General features: G+C 40.1%; 10 protein-coding genes, 2 tRNA genes and 3 rRNA genes. All 15 read right to left on the bottom strand.

Annotated elements, in window-relative coordinates:
- Positions 1–3: 3 nt before the first annotated feature.
- The 15 genes from VCM39_RS02895 to VCM39_RS02825 all read right to left on the bottom strand — a co-directional run bounded on the left by VCM39_RS02895 (position 4) and on the right by VCM39_RS02825 (position 19,007).
- On the bottom strand, positions 4–1,194 hold the full coding sequence (locus tag VCM39_RS02895; RefSeq protein ID WP_221650917.1) for a FecR family protein: 1,191 nt from the start codon (positions 1,192–1,194) through the stop codon (positions 4–6).
- Positions 1,195–1,581: 387 nt separating this feature from the next.
- Complete coding sequence (locus tag VCM39_RS02890; RefSeq protein ID WP_221650916.1) at positions 1,582–2,178, bottom strand: RNA polymerase sigma factor; 597 nt, start codon at positions 2,176–2,178, stop codon at positions 1,582–1,584.
- 343 nt (positions 2,179–2,521) lie between these two features.
- Positions 2,522–3,955 carry a tetratricopeptide repeat protein gene (locus VCM39_RS02885; protein WP_322934079.1) on the bottom strand — a complete coding sequence of 478 codons (1,434 nt, stop codon included), beginning with the start codon at positions 3,953–3,955 and terminating at the stop codon, positions 2,522–2,524.
- Between the two features lie 18 nt (positions 3,956–3,973).
- Positions 3,974–4,921: a substrate-binding domain-containing protein gene (locus tag VCM39_RS02880; protein WP_322934078.1), complete on the bottom strand. Its 948-nt coding sequence runs from the start codon at positions 4,919–4,921 to the stop codon at positions 3,974–3,976.
- Between the two features lie 4 nt (positions 4,922–4,925).
- Entirely contained in the window at positions 4,926–5,741 is an 816-nt protein-coding gene (locus VCM39_RS02875; RefSeq protein ID WP_221650913.1) for an energy transducer TonB, read from the bottom strand.
- Between the two features lie 29 nt (positions 5,742–5,770).
- Positions 5,771–6,421 (bottom strand): ExbD/TolR family protein, encoded by a 651-nt coding sequence (locus VCM39_RS02870; protein WP_221650912.1) that lies wholly within the window; start codon positions 6,419–6,421, stop codon positions 5,771–5,773.
- Positions 6,422–6,435: 14 nt separating this feature from the next.
- Positions 6,436–7,041 (bottom strand): ExbD/TolR family protein, encoded by a 606-nt coding sequence (locus VCM39_RS02865; protein WP_007487701.1) that lies wholly within the window; start codon positions 7,039–7,041, stop codon positions 6,436–6,438.
- A gap of 29 nt (positions 7,042–7,070) precedes the next feature.
- Entirely contained in the window at positions 7,071–7,880 is an 810-nt protein-coding gene (locus VCM39_RS02860; protein WP_002562772.1) for a MotA/TolQ/ExbB proton channel family protein, read from the bottom strand.
- A gap of 143 nt (positions 7,881–8,023) precedes the next feature.
- Positions 8,024–8,452, bottom strand: a complete 429-nt coding sequence (locus VCM39_RS02855; protein ID WP_221650911.1) for a hypothetical protein — start codon at positions 8,450–8,452, stop codon at positions 8,024–8,026.
- Between the two features lie 744 nt (positions 8,453–9,196).
- Positions 9,197–9,307, bottom strand: a 5S ribosomal RNA gene (rrf, locus tag VCM39_RS02850).
- 79 nt (positions 9,308–9,386) lie between these two features.
- Positions 9,387–12,272 (bottom strand): 23S ribosomal RNA (locus VCM39_RS02845).
- 169 nt (positions 12,273–12,441) lie between these two features.
- Positions 12,442–12,515: transfer RNA gene (locus VCM39_RS02840), tRNA-Ala, on the bottom strand.
- A 91-nt stretch (positions 12,516–12,606) separates the two neighbouring features.
- Positions 12,607–12,680 (bottom strand) — tRNA-Ile (locus VCM39_RS02835).
- Between the two features lie 153 nt (positions 12,681–12,833).
- Positions 12,834–14,357 (bottom strand): 16S ribosomal RNA (locus tag VCM39_RS02830).
- The 16S, 23S and 5S rRNA genes sit together here with 2 tRNA genes alongside, the layout of an rRNA operon.
- Positions 14,358–16,010: 1,653 nt before the next feature.
- Positions 16,011–19,007, bottom strand: coding sequence for a leucine-rich repeat domain-containing protein (locus tag VCM39_RS02825; protein WP_322933561.1), 2,997 nt, complete (start codon positions 19,005–19,007; stop codon positions 16,011–16,013).
- Positions 19,008–19,009 lie beyond the last annotated feature (2 nt).

Below are 19,009 nucleotides of genomic sequence, written 5' to 3'. Positions count from 1 at the left end.
TTTTTAGGGTTTAACATTAATATATATCTTCTCATCTGTTTCGTACACCTCAATCGGTGCCGCCCTTTTTAAGACATCAAGCACGTCAGAAAGCTCATTTTTCAGATCCAGTTTTCCGGAGCAAGTAAGAGCGGCTACTCCTTCTCCGCATATTATCTCTCTACCATAGTATCTGGATAAATTCTTGAAAACCTTATTTAGATATTCATGATAATACTGATAGAGTCCATCTTTCCACGACGTATACCGTGTAGCATCAACATTTTTCACCTTTATTTGATCATTATTGTAAGAAAGCAATTGATTCGGTTTAAGTAGTACTCCCTCTTTTTTATCAGTCAGAACTTCCACTTTACCACTCACAAGCGCCACTTCTTTTACAACGTCGTCAGCATAAGCATTTACATTAAATTTAGTTCCTAAAACTCTGACTTGCATACCACCCGTTTTAACTATAAAAGGTCTTGTTTTATCCGGTTCAACTTCCAAATAGGCTTCTCCCTCTACATAAATCTCACGCTGTCGCTGTGCAAAAACAGCAGGGTATACAACCCTCGTTCCGGCATTGACCCAAATTTTAGTTCCGTCAGTGAAAGTAATAGACGAACTTTTTCCAAGTGGAACTACCAGCTGATTATAACTCACATCATCATTATCCTCCATTACCTCTGTCGATTTTTCTGTCTCGACACGTATCTGCCCATCTTTATCATACAAAATATGAGATTTTTTCGTATCGATAACAATCTCTTTATCTTCTGACAATATCAGCTGTACATCAGTAGCAGTCTTATCCGGTTGCGGTAAAGCGGCAACAACGGACATAAATTTATCCGATTCTGTATGATGCTTAACCACCAGCCATCCTCCTGCTATTACAATAGCAAAACAAGCTGCTACAGACCATCTGGCAATCATAGAGAACGTCTTTCTCTTATCCTGTTGTCTGTTTACTTTCTGTATGCGGTTCCAAAGTATATCTACATCCTCTTCCGAAAGAACTTCAGTAGTTTCTTTTTTGAAAGCACTCATTACTTTTCGTGCCAATTCTATCTCATGAGTCAATTCCGGGAAACGTTTTTGTTGCGCTTTCCAAAATTTCCTGGTTTCTGGCGTAGGATGTTGTTCTGACATTAAAAAGTAGTCATCATCCAAAAGTTGGTCAGCCTTATATGTATTGTAATTTTTATCCATTTTGACTTATTTATACTATAGGGACAAACGTAAACTCATTAATTACTCACTTTTTAGAAAAAAAATATGAAAAAATTTGTTCGCACTTAAAAATACAGCTTCACAATAACATAAAAAAAGAGGGAAGGGATGAGTATGAGGTATGATTATATTCAATTTTATACGGATATGAATCTATTTACGATTAGACGATTTACGATGTACGATTGAAGTTACCCTTTAAAAGCCTGTTTCAGTGCTATTAGAGACAGAGTAATCCCAATCGTACATCGTAAATCGTCTAATCGTAAATAGATTGTTTTAAATAAGGAAGTAGAGACCATAAGCAAGGAATAACACTATATACCTTTTATTTAGCCAACCAGCTCAAGTCAAGAAATAAATAAATCAGAGCCCTGGATTCTTGGAGAAATAACTTAAGATGAATAGATAGAATAATATAGAATCATAATTATCTCTTACCTTTTTCAATGCGCGTTGAATCAGATTGTGCGCAGAATTATAATTTAAATCCATGATCTTACAAATCTGATCAAAATCCATCTCCTCAACAAAACGATAATACATAATTTCTCTCTGTCTCGGAGTTAAAATAGAAAGAATGTTTTCTACTTCTTCTTTTTGTAATTTACTGGCTTCAGTAGATAAAAATTCATCTTCTACCGTTTCACTCAAGATAAAAGGAATAGATTCCAGATCAGTATATCTGTATTGTTTATTTAACGCATTTAACAAACAATTTTTTAATGCAATAAGTAAATAAAGCCTTACATTATCGGGCAGTAAAAGTGTTTTTCTGTTTTTATATATCTTTGTAAAAACCTCTTGGATACAATCTTTAATGAGTTCACCATCCATTGTAAAATGCAGGCCATAACTATATAATAATTGTATATACGTTTTATAAAGCCATGAGTACGCATTCTCATCTCCCTGCAAGAATTCTTGCCATTTTACCGCACTACTCTCATCAGTTATTTGCATATTATATTACAGTTCAAATATAATGTTTCCAAAGTTCAATCACACAAAACTATAAAAACTAAATGGAAAATCAAGCAACTATACAAGTGTTTTTATTTATCCATAATTCTTTTGTGTCTTTTTACCAGAATTTTATAGTAGAATATACTATAAAACAATTCTTCATTACATCTCTGTATAGTAACCAATTATCTTCTTAGCCCGAGAGGTTAAGTCAGAAATTATATATACATTTACAAAAAATATATACCAGATTTATAAGTTCATCAAAGTTAAAACAAAAAAAGAGAGGAGCTAAGATCACTCTCCACTCCTCCCACACGACAAACAACTAAAATTATTACTATTTGATGCCATCCAATGCCCTTTTTGCGGTAGCATTAGCGGGGTCTATAGCCAAAATTTTGTTCCAGTAATCTTTGGATTCAGGCAGCTTATTAGCTACCAAATAATAGTATCCCAGATAACTGTAACACTCGATAAGCGCGGAATTGTAATGCGGGTCATTTTTGCTTTCCAGCAATGTAGCCACCTCTTCATAATAAGGTTTAGCCAGACCTTGCGTTGTTTCCGGGTCCAACGCAGAATTAGCACGTGCACGCCAAAAGTTACCCAAATAACTATCCGGAGCAGCCTGAGCTATCACTGCAAAAACAGAATCAGCTGAAACAAGGGCAGCCTTGCGTTCATCAAGACTAACGGTCAAGGTATCACTTTGCGTACCTTTTCCGTAATAAAGTTTTCCTATCTGGAACTGTAAGTCAGAAGTCTGTTTATCAGCAGATAGTGACTTATAGTACTTTTGATAGGCATCAATAGCCTTCGTATAATCGTTCTTCTGCTCATAAGCGTTAGAAATTTCACGCCATAAATCAGTTTTCGTTGCATCCAGTTCGATAGCTTTCTGATATTGTATGACAGCTTCATCATACATTTTTATAGCATTGAGCAAATGTCCGTAATACATATAGTCCAAATAAGAATAATCAGCATTATCAGAAGCACCAAAGAAGGCATCGGCTGCTTTCTTAGCTTCGTCATAACGTTTCATATCCGTATAGTTATACATCGCCAAGCGATTAAAAGCAGCATGACGGGCATTCCGCTGCAATCCCTTATTGGCTATCTCCAAAGACTTATCAAATTTATGATTCAGGAAAAGAGCAAATGCATACTTCACTAAATCATTCTCCGTAGCTTCAGGAGTATCTATAAAACGGGCATATGCTTCTGCAGCCTTATCAAAGCGATTGTTCATATAGTATACTTCAGCCAGCTTTTTGTCAGCCTGTACACTTGAAGGATCAACCGCTTTCAGCTGTTCCAGTTTCTCAATAGCCTGTTGTGGATTAGCTCCTTTGTATATATCGGCCAGTTTTAAATAGGCCTGTTCACTCTTCGGATTAAAATAGATAGCTTGTTCATACATCTGGCAAGCGGTACCGGCATCTTTCCGGGCAAAAGCAATGTCTCCCTCCAGAACAGAAACATCAGCAGATTTTCTATCTATTTTCTTTGCCAAAGTCAGATATTCTTCTGCTTCAGGTAGTTTTCCGGCATCCAGAAATGCATGTGCTACAGTTATCACTAATTCCGGATTCTTTTTATTTTTTCCTTTCAATAATTGATCAGCCTGTTCCGAAGCCTGGTTCAGATCGGTCTGAATAAGAGTTTTCATTTTGGCAAATCCAGCTTGCCATTCGGCATCTCCCGATTGCGCAAAAAGAGAACCGGTTGCTATAAATGCCCCTGCTAAAAATAATTGAAATCGTTTCATTGTAATCAATTTTAGTTATTATTCGTCTTTTACACTCACTATACGTACTGGTTGAGTGGCCGGAACTAATCCGGACTTTAATATAATCCGCTGCCCCCTGTCAGAAGTCAAAAATGAAGCAAATCCCCAGGGCAAAGTACTACGAGGATCGTTCAATAAAATATAAATCGGCCGTGCCAATGGATAGTCTCCATAATATAAATAGGCCTGATAAGGCTTGTAACTATTTTCCGGGGTAGCTATATCCTCAGCACTGACAGACATCACCCTAACTTCATCACGGAAAGAAAGATTAGTTGTATCGCTTCGGTTACCCAGCCAGTTCACACCAATTACTCCAATAGCATCCGGTGTTTGAGCCACATAATTGATAACTTGCTGATTGGTTCGCAAAGCTTTGACATTCGTTGTAGAAAGCGATTTTCCACCACAAATAGAATCAGTTGCGAAACGCACTGTACTTGAATTAGGATTATCAAATACCACACTGATATCTTTCAAACGTGAATCCGGATAAATATCCTTCCAACTTGTTACCTCACCGGTTAGTATCCGACGAATATCCCGTACACTAATCAGCGAATCCCGATTTTGACGATTTACAATCAGAGCCAGTCCATCCGTAGCCAGTTTAATCTCCCGAGGGAAAAACTTACGGCTATGAAATGAGTTCATCTCTTCTTTGGTCAATGTACGGGTGGTTATCGCCAGACGCACACTGTCTTTCAGAAGAAGATTGACAGCATCAACCTCAGTAGTATAACGAGGGACAATTCCGGCCAAAGGATATATTCCCTCAAACACATCTATCTCTTCTTGCACAATAGGCTGAAAACTTTCATCTGCAGCAATAGAGATAACACCTGACGTATATGTATCTGTAAATCCGTCTTTAGGTTTTCGGTTACATGAAGTCAATGCAGCCAGAACACAAAAACTAATTAACCAGAATTGTCTCTTCATCATCACATTATTGTAATTTAAACATAACCGGAACAGTGTATTTCACCCTCACCGGTTTACCATTTTGCTTTCCGGGAATCCAATGAGGCATGGATTTTATCACACGAAGTGCTTCTTTGTCCAGATAAGGGTCTACTCCACGTGCCACGCGTGCATCTGCAATAGAACCATCTTTCTCCACAACAAACTGTACAATTACACGTCCTTGTGTTCCATTCTCCTGTGCAATGGTAGGATATTTAATATTCTTTGCAAGGAAAGACATCAACTCCGCATTTCCTCCGGGGAATGTAGGCATCTGTTCTACCATATCAAAGATTTTTTCGGGTTCTGGCTCAGCCTGTGTTACCACCTGCTTCAAGTCAGCAATATCTTTACCATTTGCTTCATCGTTGCCCTTTACATCGGCAATGGAGATAGCAACTTTCGTTTCCGTCAATTCCTGTTGACTCTTGATTTCATCATCTTCGTGTACCTCTTCATCTTTCTTGATAACGGGTGCTGTAAATTTGATAGAGCTTTTTAAGGCAGGAGGCGGAGGAGCTACCGGTTCCACTCTCTTCATTTCATCCTGTTTCACTTCCGGTTCTTCCAGTTGTGACAGGGTAGTAACTTCAGTCATTACCTCTTTTTGTTTAGGCGTAGCAAGTTTGATAAGTGCCGGGATACTAAATCCGATCAATGCAACTACTACTACAAACAACATCGCTATATTGTGTCTTTTGGGTGAATCTTCACGCATCTTATAGGCACCATATGCCTTGTTCTTGCCATTGAATATCAGATCACACCATGCTGAAGAGGTCAAATCTATTTTTGCCATTGTTCTTTTTCTTTTTAGGTGTTACTTAATTATTCGGCAATATTTTGTGAGAGCTCACCTTTAGAGTCGTAATTCTTAATCAGGAATTCGTCTGCTTCGGCAATGTTCGTTATCACATACTTACCAATATTGCAAATTTGCATTTCATCGAGAGCGTCAATCAGATTCATATACGAAGCATCATCCGTAGCTTTAATAATCACTGTCGGAGTATCCTTTCCACCTTTTATCTCAGAAAGTTGCTTTGTAAATTCGTCCTCTGATATCTTTAGTTCAAGCTTCTGTTGTTTCAGTTCATTCACTTTACGCACAGCAGCCGCATTCTTTTTCAGAAGTATGGCCCTCAATCCATCCGGCTTATAACTCGTCTCTTTCAACGATGTATAGTCCTTATAGTTAGGCTCACCTTCATAATAGTATAATTTATTATCACTTCCCAACAACAATGTAATAGCTTGTGAAGCCTTCACTTTGCTCTGTTGTTCTTCTGTGATATTTTTATCATTGCTCGGCATGCTTATCTCCATCGTCTGAGGTTTGCTCAGAGAGGTACAAAGCATAAAGAACGTAATCAGCAACATGTTCATATCTACCATCGGCGTAAAGTCTACGCGTACGGTCATCTTTTTCTGTTTGCTGCCTTTTTTCTTTTTACCGCTTTCTTGTACTTCAGCACTCATAGTTTTATTCGTTTTTAGTTTTCAGAAGTAGTTTTCAGAGAGGTTATCAGATTGTATCTGTTTTCTCTGAGATCCTGAAGCGAGTTCATAACATTCTTAATCACAGCATATGGAGTATTCTGGTCTGCCTTAATAGCAATACGCAAATCTGAATTCACAGCACGTGCATTACGCACCCATGCCTTAAACTGATTATCGATACTATCACAAGGAATTCCTTCATTCTTCAATACAGCATCTTGTTGATCCGTTGGTAAATCCAGGAAAGTTTTCATGCTTTTCATTGGTACACCAAAGGTAGAAGAGATAGCAAACTTCTGTTCCTGCTCCGGTGTGAATGTAACTCCATATTCCTTTCCCATATTTTCCAGGACTTCTCTCATATCCGATTGTTTGTCCAGACTCATAAATATCTTTCCGTCCGGATCGACCAATATCGAAAGGATATTGCTTTCCGGAATTTTAATTTCGGAAACTGAGGCTGGAGTTGTTACTTGTACCGGTTCCTTTTTTACGAATGTAGATGTCAACATAAAAAAGGTAAGCAGCAACACAGTAACGTCACTCATCGCCGTCATATCGATGAACGTACTTTTCTTTTTAATTTTTGCTCTACCCATGATTTTTATTTTTTAAAGGGTTCGCACGCTTATTTATGAGTTGCAGCAAATGTCTGCACAATAGAGAATCCGACTTCGTCAAGGCTATAAGTCAGTTTATCAATCTTATTAGTGTAGTAGTTGTAAGAAATAACAGCCAATGCACCAGTAAGAATACCAAAAGCTGTATTGATCAAAGCCTCAGAAATACCTTGTGACAAAGCCATAGAGTCAGCACTACCACCGGCAGCCAAAGCAGCAAATGAACGGATCATACCGATAACTGTACCAAGTAGTCCCATCAAAGTACCTAAGGTAGTAATAGTACCGATAATCGGAAGGTTTTGTTCCATCATAGGCAATTCGAGAGCAGTAGCTTCTTCCAATTCTTTCTGAATAGCCAACAACTTCTGGTCTTTAGACAATGTATTGTCTTTTTCCATTTCATCATACTTTTTCAGAGTAGCAGTAACTACGTTAGCTACAGAGCCACGTTGTTTGTCACAGATTTCCTGTGCCTTTTGCAAATCACCAGCAGAAAGTGCTCCTTTAATGTTTTCTACAAATTTCACCAAAGTTCCTTTACCGAAAGCCGAACGAAGTGCAAAATAACGTTCTACACTAAGAGCAAGAACAGTCAGCAATAAAGTCTGAATAACCGGTACGATAATACCACCTTTGTAAATTGTTCCTAAGAAGTTTCCAGGCAATGGATGATTGTTGGGGTCGTTGTTCACAAAGTTTCCAGGGTTTCCGAGCAAGAATTCATAGATGCAGATAGCCAGTATAAAACAGCATACAATAACCCATCCGGCAGATTTGATACCTTTAAACGAGGATTTTTTTTGAGTAGTTTCCATAATCAGTTTTTTGTTTTAAAGAATTTATTAATTTGATTGAATTTAAAATTCAGAGGTACAATTGAGCGCAACGCACCCGGGCCCTACGGCAAAGAATAGCATTCTAAGCCGCATAGCAAACGTGCAGAATAAATAAAAAGGAATTAAATAAGGATACGTCTTAGCGCGAAGATGTAGTATTCGCTGCTAGATTGAGCGTAATAAGGATCCTTATCAGAATGGTAGGATTTACTTTTGTCAAGTACTAATAAATTCTCTCTTAGACACAGCTTATGCATAATATCCTTCAAAGAATCGAAGATTTCCATGCTGCGACGCATACGCTGATTATGGGAGGGAGTGTGTGACTCGGAGATTGGTTTAAAACCCAACTCTACATCCGAAACTGATAATGCATGTAACCTGTTATAAAAAGCAACATCTTCACTATCTAAAGAAGCGGCATTTTTAGCAGATTCCGAAACCTGGCAGGTAGTAGCAGAAGAATCGTCTATATTCAATGCATTCCCCCGCATACTAAATGATAGCAGCAGCAGAATAAACATTAGTAGATATTTAACAGACGTTTTCATCGTACACTTTATAAAAAGGTTTCAAATCATGAATTGAAATATGCCGCAAAAATAATAACTAATCAGATATAAAGCCTATAATTTACATCTTTTAATTATCAAGAATTTCAACTCTACAATAATAACATACTTCAGTTCCATTTTGTTTTAACTAAAAGAATCTTTCTTTTAAATGAATATATGCCCTACACAAAAAAGAGATTGATTATACATCAAGTTTCCTTCTAAAAATAGTTCATTTAGGAAGGATACAATATAATAGTTAATAGCGTTTCACTATAGAGTTTTATATAATATTACTTATTGATTTTCAGAAATTTTGTAGATTGTTTTCAGTGCTTTCCTTTATAATATAACAAGTAGAACGTAAATGCCAGAAACCGCCTTAATCCGATTTAACTGATAATTAAATTATATTGGATGTCATTATTCAATAAAATGCAGATAGACACCAATTAATACATATTAAAAGACAATTATTCCCTTTTATCTATCAACCACTTTTTCCTGTGCTTCCCGCACGGGTAGTTTTCTCCAGGCGGTGTTTACTTTGGTTCACCACAGAGTGGCACAGAGTTTCACAGGGGACACAGATGACACACAGCGATTTACATTCGCATTTTTGCGAAAATCTGCGCTAATACGCGTTCCAATAAAGATTAAAACTCTCTGGTAAAACAAAAAAAAATCCCCCTGCATCCACCACAACCACTCAATCGGTCGTAAGATACAAGGGGATTCAAAAAACGGCGACTACCTACTCTCCCACTGTTACGCAGTACCATCGGCGTGATCAGGCTTAACTTCTCTGTTCGGAATGGGAAGAGGTGGAACCCTGATGCTATAGTCACCTAAAGAAGGTAGACATGTGTACAAAAAGTAATTCAGTACTAAACGAACTAAACGTATATATAAACCATACAGACAGGCAAGAAAAAAAAAGTCAACGGGCAATTAGTAAGGCTCGGCTATGATATTACTACCTTTACACCTGCCTCCTATCAACGTCATCGTCTTTGACGACCCTAAGAAATCTAATCTTGTGGCTGGCTTCGTACTTAGATGCTTTCAGCACTTATCCAATCCCGACTTAGATACCCAGCAATGCACCTGGCGGCACAACTGGTAAACCAGCGGTCAGTCCAACACGGTCCTCTCGTACTAGTGTCAGAGCCACGCAAATTTCATACGCCCACGATAGATAGAGACCGAACTGTCTCACGACGTTCTGAACCCAGCTCGCGTGCCACTTTAATGGGCGAACAGCCCAACCCTTGGGACCTTCTCCAGCCCCAGGATGTGACGAGCCGACATCGAGGTGCCAAACCCCTCCGTCGATATGAGCTCTTGGGAGGGATCAGCCTGTTATCCCCGGAGTACCTTTTATCCTTTGAGCGATGTCCCTTCCATACGGAAACACCGGATCACTATGCTCTAGTTTCCTACCTGATCGACTTGTAAGTCTCCCAGTCAAGCGCCCTTATGCCATTACACTCTGCCGCCGGTTACCAATCGGCGTGAGGGCACCTTTAGAAGCCTCCGTTACACTTTTGGAGGCGACCACCCCAGTCAAACTACCCACCAAACAGTGTCCTCGCATTAGCGAGTTAGAACTCAAATAATCAAAGGGCCGTATTTCAACAGCGACTCCACAAACACTGGCGTGCCTGCTTCAAAGTCTCCGGCCTATCCTACACATCAATTACCCAAATTCAATGTTAAGCTATAGTAAAGGTTCACGGGGTCTTTTCGTCCCATCGCGGGTAATCGGCATCTTCACCGATACTACAATTTCACTGAGCTCACGGTTGAGACAGTGTCCAGATCATTACACCATTCGTGCAGGTCGGAACTTACCCGACAAGGAATTTCGCTACCTTAGGACCGTTATAGTTACGGCCGCCGTTTACTGGGGCTTCAATTCAATGCTTCTCTTGCGATGACATCTCCTCTTAACCTTCCAGCACCGGGCAGGTGTCAGGCTGTATACGTGATCTTTCAATTTTGCACAGCCCTGTGTTTTTGTTAAACAGTTGCCTGGACCTATTCTCTGCGCCCCGCCATCACTGACGGGGACCCTTTATCCCGAAGTTACAGGGTCAATTTGCCTAGTTCCTTAACCGTGATTCACTCAAGCGCCTTAGTATATTCAACCCGACTACGTGTGTCCGTTTACGGTACGGGTACCTTTAAGATTAAGTTTAGCGGATTTTCTTGGGAGTATGTTTACACGCACTATTGGATTGTTCAGAAGAACGCTCCATACTATCAGGTTCGACTCTTGCGGTGGATTTGCCTGCCACAATCAACATCTACACCCTTCAACGAACTATTCCGTCAGTTCGCGGCGCTGTCACGCCTCCGTCTCCACGTCACTCTTAAAGGTAGTACAGGAATATTAACCTGTTCTGCCATCGGCATCACCGTTCGGCTGAGCCTTAGGACCCGACTAACCCTGATCCGATTAGCGTTGATCAGGAAACCTTAGTCTTTCGGCGAGGGGGTTTCTCACCCCCTTTATCGTTACTTATACCTACATTTGCTTTTCCACACGCTCCAGCATACCTGACGGTACACCTTCAACGCAGAGTGGAATGCTCCCCTACCGATCATTACTGATCCCATAGCTTCGGTAAAACACTTAATGCCCGATTATTATCCACGCCAAACTCCTCGACTAGTGAGCTGTTACGCACTCTTTAAATGAATGGCTGCTTCCAAGCCAACATCCTAGCTGTCTTAGCAATCTGACTTCGTTAGTTCAACTTAGTGTTTATTTGGGGACCTTAGCTGATGGTCTGGATTCTTCTCCTCTCGGACATGGACCTTAGCACCCATGCCCTCACTCCTGTGATAGAACTAATGCGCATTCGGAGTTTATCAAGACTTGATAGGCGGTGAAGCCCTCGCATCTTATCAGTCGCTCTACCTCACATTAGTAACTCACAAGGCTGCACCTAAATGCATTTCGGGGAGTACGAGCTATCTCCAAGTTTGATTAGCCTTTCACCCCCACCCTCAGGTCATCCGGAAGCTTTTCAACGCTTATCGGTTCGGTCCTCCAGTTAGTGTTACCTAACCTTCAACCTGCCCAAGGGTAGATCACTTGGTTTCGCGTCTACTCCTTCCGACTATGGCGCCCTATTCAGACTCGCTTTCGCTTCGGCTGCACGTCTTGAGACGCTTAACCTTGCCGGAAAAAGTAACTCGTAGGTTCATTATGCAAAAGGCACGCCGTCACAGCTAAAGCTGCTCCGACCGCTTGTAGGCGCACGGTTTCAGGGACTATTTCACTCTTCTATTCGAAGTGCTTTTCACCTTTCCTTCACAGTACTGGTTCGCTATCGGTCTCTCGGGAGTATTTAGCCTTACCGGATGGTCCCGGCAGATTCACGCAGAATTCCTCGTGCTCCGCGCTACTCAGGATACCACTAGGGTTCAGATGGCTTCGTGTACCGGGTTATCACCGTCTATGACTGAACTTTCCAGATCATTCCACTCACCAACTTTCGTCCCACAACGTGGTCCTACAACCCCAATTATGCCGTAACATAATTGGTTTGGGCTATTCCCCGTTCGCTCGCCACTACTAGGGGAATCATTTTTTATTTTCTTTTCCTGCAGGTACTAAGATGTTTCAGTTCCCTGCGTTAGCCTACTGCAGTGCAGTATAATCGGTCTTCAACCAATTGGGTTGTCCCATTCGGAAATCCACGGATCAAAGGTCATTTGCACCTACCCGTAGCTTATCGCAGCTTATCACGTCCTTCATCGCCTCCGAGAGCCAAGGCATCCGCCATGCGCCCTTTCTTACTTTCTTTCTCTTGCCTTATACTGTCAAAACAACAGCGTACGGTTCGATATATACTTTTAGCTCTTTACTAAATTTACTTTTTTTATGTACAACATGTCAAAGATCGTGTGATCATTTACGATTGGACGATTTACAATTTACAATTGAAATTACAAACCACTAATCAAGATCGGAGTGGAGAATAACGGATTCGAACCGTTGACCCTCTGCGTGCAAGGCAGATGCTCTAGCCAGCTGAGCTAATCCCCCTTCGAAGAATTGAGAAGAAAGAAGCGAGAAGAACTAAATCAAGACGATTTATCATTTTCAACTTTCAACTTTCCATTTTCAATTCGAGAAGTAGTCCCAGGCAGAGTTGAACTGCCGACCTCTACATTATCAGTGTAGCGCTCTAACCAACTGAGCTATAGGACTAGTTCAAACTGAGCCTATTATTAGACCCGGCTTCTGTTTTCTCTTGTTTATCTCTATCTATACTTCTATAGATGGTTGATCTATATTCTATAAATAAACAAGTACCAGTAGTACTATTAGAACCATAAAGTCATGATTACGGCATCACTCCAGAAAGGAGGTGTTCCAGCCGCACCTTCCGGTACGGCTACCTTGTTACGACTTAGCCCCAGTCACCAGTTTTACCCTAGGACGCTCCTTGCGGTTACGTACTTCAGGTACCCCCGGCTCCCATGGCTTGACGGGCGGTGTGTACAAGGCCCGGGAACGTATTCACCGCGCCGTGGCTGATGCGCGATTACTAGCGAATCCAGCTTCACGAAGTCGGGTTGCAGACTTCGATCCGAACTGAGAGAGGCTTTTGGGATTAGCATCACGTCGCCGTGTAGCTGCCTTCTGTACCCCCCATTGTAACACGTGTGTAGCCCCGGACGTAAGGGCCGTGCTGATTTGACGTCATCCCCACCTTCCTCACATCTTACGACGGCAGTCTCTCTAGAGTCCTCAGCATGACCTGTTAGTAACTAAAGATAAGGGTTGCGCTCGTTATGGCACTTAAGCCGACACCTCACGGCACGAGCTGACGACAACCATGCAGCACCTTCACATTTGCCTTGCGGCTAATCTGTTTCCAAATTATTCAAATGCAATTTAAGCCCGGGTAAGGTTCCTCGCGTATCATCGAATTAAACCACATGTTCCTCCGCTTGTGCGGGCCCCCGTCAATTCCTTTGAGTTTCACCGTTGCCGGCGTACTCCCCAGGTGGAATACTTAATGCTTTCGCTTGGCCGCTTGCTGTATATCGCAAACAGCGAGTATTCATCGTTTACTGTGTGGACTACCAGGGTATCTAATCCTGTTTGATACCCACACTTTCGAGCCTCAGTGTCAGTTAACAGTCCAGTGAGCTGCCTTCGCAATCGGAGTTCTTCGTGATATCTAAGCATTTCACCGCTACACCACGAATTCCGCCCACCTCTACTGTACTCAAGACACACAGTATCAACTGCAATTTTACGGTTGAGCCGCAAACTTTCACAACTGACTTACATGTCCACCTACGCTCCCTTTAAACCCAATAAATCCGGATAACGCTCGGATCCTCCGTATTACCGCGGCTGCTGGCACGGAGTTAGCCGATCCTTATTCATAAGGTACATACAAAAAGCCACACGTGGCTCACTTTATTCCCATATAAAAGAAGTTTACAACCCATAGGGCAGTCATCCTTCACGCTACTTGGCTGGTTCAGGCTCTCGCCCATTGACCAATATTCCTCACTGCTGCCTCCCGTAGGAGTTTGGACCGTGTCTCAGTTCCAATGTGGGGGACCTTCCTCTCAGAACCCCTATCCATCGAAGGTTTGGTGGGCCGTTACCCCGCCAACTGCCTAATGGAACGCATCCCCATCTTTTACCGAAATTCTTTAATAATAATCCCATGCGGAAATATTATGCCATCGGGTATTAATCTTTCTTTCGAAAGCCTATCCCCGAGTAAAAGGCAGGTTGGATACGTGTTACTCACCCGTGCGCCGGTCGCCAGCAATGTATTGCTACATCCTGATGCCCCTCGACTTGCATGTGTTAAGCCTGTAGCTAGCGTTCATCCTGAGCCAGGATCAAACTCTTCATTGTAAAAGTTATTTTGATTTACTATCAGACAATTGACAATTTACGATTGAAATAGCCAAAAGGCAATAGTAAAGTCGTTGCTCTGTTCAGGATACCGTTATTTATTGACCTTATTTCAAATACCTATATATAAGTATTGACGGTTCTAATTTATCAAAACATTTTAATGTTTTGGACTTGTACTACTTGTATTGTTTATCAATTTTTCAAAGAACGCTTCTTTTTAAAATCGCTTCGTTTCAAAAGCGGGTGCAAAGGTAAAGGACTTTTTTATAACTACCAAATGTTTTGGAAAGTTTTTTTAGTTTTTTTTCCGAGGATTCTCTAACAGCTCTCTTGCGAAAGGAGAAAAAACCTACAAAGAAAAAAACGCCTTTTCATTTGCGAATCGGACTGCAAAGATAAGAACTTTTAAACTTTAAAACCAAATCTTTTCAGAAGTTTTTTTTGTTTATTCGTTATCCGGTAATCCGCGCTTTCAATATGTCAATCTTAAAAAGGCTTAGACTCTCTTGCTAAGCGGATGCAAAAGTAGACCTTTTTAGAATATACGCAAAACATATCAGGAATTATTTTTGAATAAAAATGAAATTTTATCGTAATACGCTGATAAGCAAAGGTGTTGTAAAACATAAAAATGAAAGGAAGGAAAACAAAGGAAAACAAAGACACATTATAATATATAAGCGCGCACGTATACCAGGGGCAATAAATTAGCAAATACATATTCACGCATGGCAAATCCCAATGAGAACAGGCATCACCCTTTCAATAATAATGCATACTCTTTTTGCATTATTCTCTAACAATCTATTTTAAATGGCATCGTATAACCTCCCGTCTCCGATAATTCAGAAGTTCAAAGTAGCTAAGCCCCGGTTTCATATGTACAAAACTTAACTTAGAAATACACTCTGTAAATTACAGCAGATAAGTAGTATATTATACTATCTATGAATATACATATATAACACGTTAAATGCCAAGATCATACAAGTGATAATACACCTTTCTTATATTCATAACATCCGGATGTTGTTACCAAAAACACCCGGATGTTTTAATGCACAACACCCGGATGTTTTCTATAACAACATCCGGGTGTTGTGGTTTCTTTATCTTTGAGTTATTCTCATATTAAAGCTATTGCTTACATATATAAAAGCATACTGATAAGGATAAGAGCATTGTACAAGTTGGATATTCTTTATAAAGACAGAAAGAATACGGGATTTTTCTTTGAAAATCTCATTCACAAGCAATGTGAATCTCTTATAACAATGGCTTAAGTTGAACCGGTAAGATATATTTGACAGAATCGGATTGAAGAATATGAACGGAGGACGAGAAAAAAGAAAAAAACTTTCCTCTACGGTAAAACGATACAAAAGATAGAATAATACCGATGGAAAGGTTTCAATTAAAGGAACTTACCTAATTAAAAAGTCTGTTTAAATTTTCCTCTTAAAAGTTTTTAGGGGATCATTTTGAAGTGAACGAAAGAGGACAGCTGCGAGTGAATTTTCCAGTATACATATAAACTCAAAAAGTAAATTCATGCACTGAAACAAAGTTGCTGTATAATAAAAAAACTCCTTGCCACATGTTTTCCCAAACGGTGGCAAGGATATTAAAAAACAAACATAAATTTACCAGTTAATTTCTTATAATGACTTTTTTGCCTTCAAGGAAATAGATACCAGCAGGAAGGTTGTTGACTGCGTTTTTACCTTCCTGAGCACTAACCAAACGAACTCGGATTCCATCCGCTCCATAGATTGAGATTAGGCGAGGTTTGTCGGTTTCAATATATAAGGTATTACCTTGCGCATAAATATGAAGGGTATTAGCTTCTTTCAGAAGTATTTTCTCCAAAGCGGTGATATCTCCTCTGGCGCCCCCAATGCTATACATTGCCGGCGCAGTCTTTAAAGCCTCCTTACTAACAACATATGCCTCAAAAGGAGTAACATCGCGCAAAGATCTGACAAAAACACTACCTGCAGGTTTTTTACTATACATAGATGTGTTAAGTGCATAAACCATGTCACTCGCTTTTATCAGCTCATAAGTAGGCACTAACGAATAATCAACAAACTCGCCTTTGTACATGGCTTTCGGGGTAGCAGGAATGGTAATTCCATCCTCATTTTCTGCACTAAAAGAGACCGTACCTACAATGTTATAATTACTATCATAGTCATTATTGTTAGGCATAGAGATTATATAAGGTTTATTCGCCTCTAATACACTTGCATCTTCAAATCCTTGATCAGTCAAAGCTCGCAACCAGAAAGGTTTAGTACCTACTCCCCCACTACTAAATGGTGCAAGCGCTCCTTTCTCCTCATTGTAATAAGACTCCACATTGAAAGGTAAAACTATAGTTTCCCAACCAGCCGCTTCTGCTATTCCAGAAGTTAACGAGAAGTCCTTTTCATAAGAAATTTTCTTCGTTTTAAAAGCGATCGGGCAATGAAATGGCTTGCCAGATACCAATGTTATATTATCAGCCACTCCATTCCGAATTACATTTTTAATCTTGGTAATACCTGTCGATACACTTGCATCCGAATTCAAATATAGCAGACAATTAGAATCAGACAGATCAATAAATTGTTGTACTGCTTCAGATGTATTCCAAATAATGGATGTAAGTGATAGTGACTTCTCTAAAGCATTTGGGTTAATGTAAGTAACAGATGCCGGAATTGTTATTGAAGCCAGAGATCCACAGCTACCAAAAGACAGTTTACCTATAGTAGCCACTCCTTCAGGAATATTGGCTTCCTGAATTCCGCTTTCATAAAATGCCCTTGTTCCTATTGCCTTTATTCCAGCCGGAAGTGTAACCGCTTTCAGACTTGCACAACTCCAAAAAACATTATCATCAATACTTGTCAGGTGAGGAGGAAGCTCTACATCAGATAGCGAATAACATGTATAAAAAGCAGCAGCACCAATCCTTGTCACCGTTTCAGGTATCTTCACAGTTGTCAGATTACTACAACCAGTAAACGCACTTGCTTCAATGGAAGTCAGGTTACTGGGTAACACAATACTTCTGATCTGTTCCAACCCCCTAAACATAAATACCCCAACAACATTATCCTCTGTATTATAAGAGATATCATTATACACAAGATAACTATCTCCCCCACTCACAATGGTAGCCCGTTCTATGTTTAATCCAAACAATTTGTTATCAGTAAACATAGATCGGATGAAACGAAAATCAGTTCCGTTTAATGGTCCGGAGATGACGAGTTCTTCTATATTATCCATATTCCCAGCTATTATTTCTTCTAAAGTTCCGGCATCAATCACTCCCACTGTGCCCTTGTTTCCATCTATCACTAAAGTTGGTTTTTCACTATAAAAATCTTTCCATTGATCTGCAGCGGCATAAAGTGCTTCCGAGTCATCCGGAACAGTCAAATTACGCGTTGCAAGAGGGAGTCCTAAAAAAACCTCCACTCCTAAACTCGGAGGAGTAGGATTCAGGCAAATTACCTCACTTAAAGAGCTACATTCCTTAAAACTTCCTCCCATTATAGTATTCACAGTAGCCGGAATTTTTGCAGACTGTAGTTTTTTACATTTTCCAAACATGTTTTCGCCTATCCGGGTGACCCCAGTTGGTATATCGATGCTGACGAGATTCGGACACTCGTAAAAGCAAGCCTCTACCAAATCGGTTAATCCGGCAGGAAGAGCAATTGTTTCGATACCTGCTTCGCAAAAGGCCCCATAGTCAATCCGGGTAATAGTCGACGCCAAAGAAACTTTACTTAGCTGTTTACACCTCAAAAACATATGGCTGCCTACAAAAGTATTCCCTTCTTCAAAAATCACTTCCTCTAAGTAAGAACAAGCATAAAAAGCATATTCTCCTATCGTACGAACGCTTCCGGGAATAGTAACAGAAACTAAATAAGAATATTGAAAAGCAGAACGGTCTATTGATTTTAAACTATTTCCAAAAGGATAAGAAGTCAGGTGACTATTAGCAAAAGCATACTCCCCTATGCTCGAAACGTTTTTACACCCAGTTATAGTGGACATCTCAGTACAACTCGAAAAACAGCTATACGGAATTACCGTTATGCCATCCGGAATATTTATGGATGTAAGCGAACTGCAATAAGCGAAGGCACTTGAACCAATAGTCGTACATGCCGAGGGTATGATTACATTCTGAAGTTTCTTATCACCTTCAAAACAACTGCCACCGATCATTGTCACCGTCTCTGCCAAAACAATAGACTCCAGGTTTTCACATTGGGCAAATGCAAAAGAATCAATACATTTTATTCCATTGGGCAATATTACAGATGTCCAGGTTTTCATGTTAGAAAACATTCCAACGCCAATAGTATCATTTTTCGTATAATACGTACCATCATACGATTCTCCACCTGATACAATTTTAGCTTCCTTCATATTTATAGAGACAAGAGCAGCCATCTCACGAATAAACTTCACATCAGTCCCATTTAGGGAACCAGAGAGTTGTAGCTCTGTCATCGTATCTTTTTTCTCACCTATCAATGCGGATAAACTACCTGCATTTTCAACATAAATACTTTCTCCCTGTATATGCAAAGTTACCAGTAGGAATAAAAGAACTAAATTTATTTTAATCGGTTTCATAT

The sequence above is a fragment of the Bacteroides mucinivorans genome (genome assembly GCF_034654355.2).
Lineage (GTDB): Bacteria > Bacteroidota > Bacteroidia > Bacteroidales > Bacteroidaceae > Bacteroides > Bacteroides nordii.
Note: the sequence above shows the minus strand (reverse complement) of the source record. Positions and strands in the feature narration are given on the sequence as shown.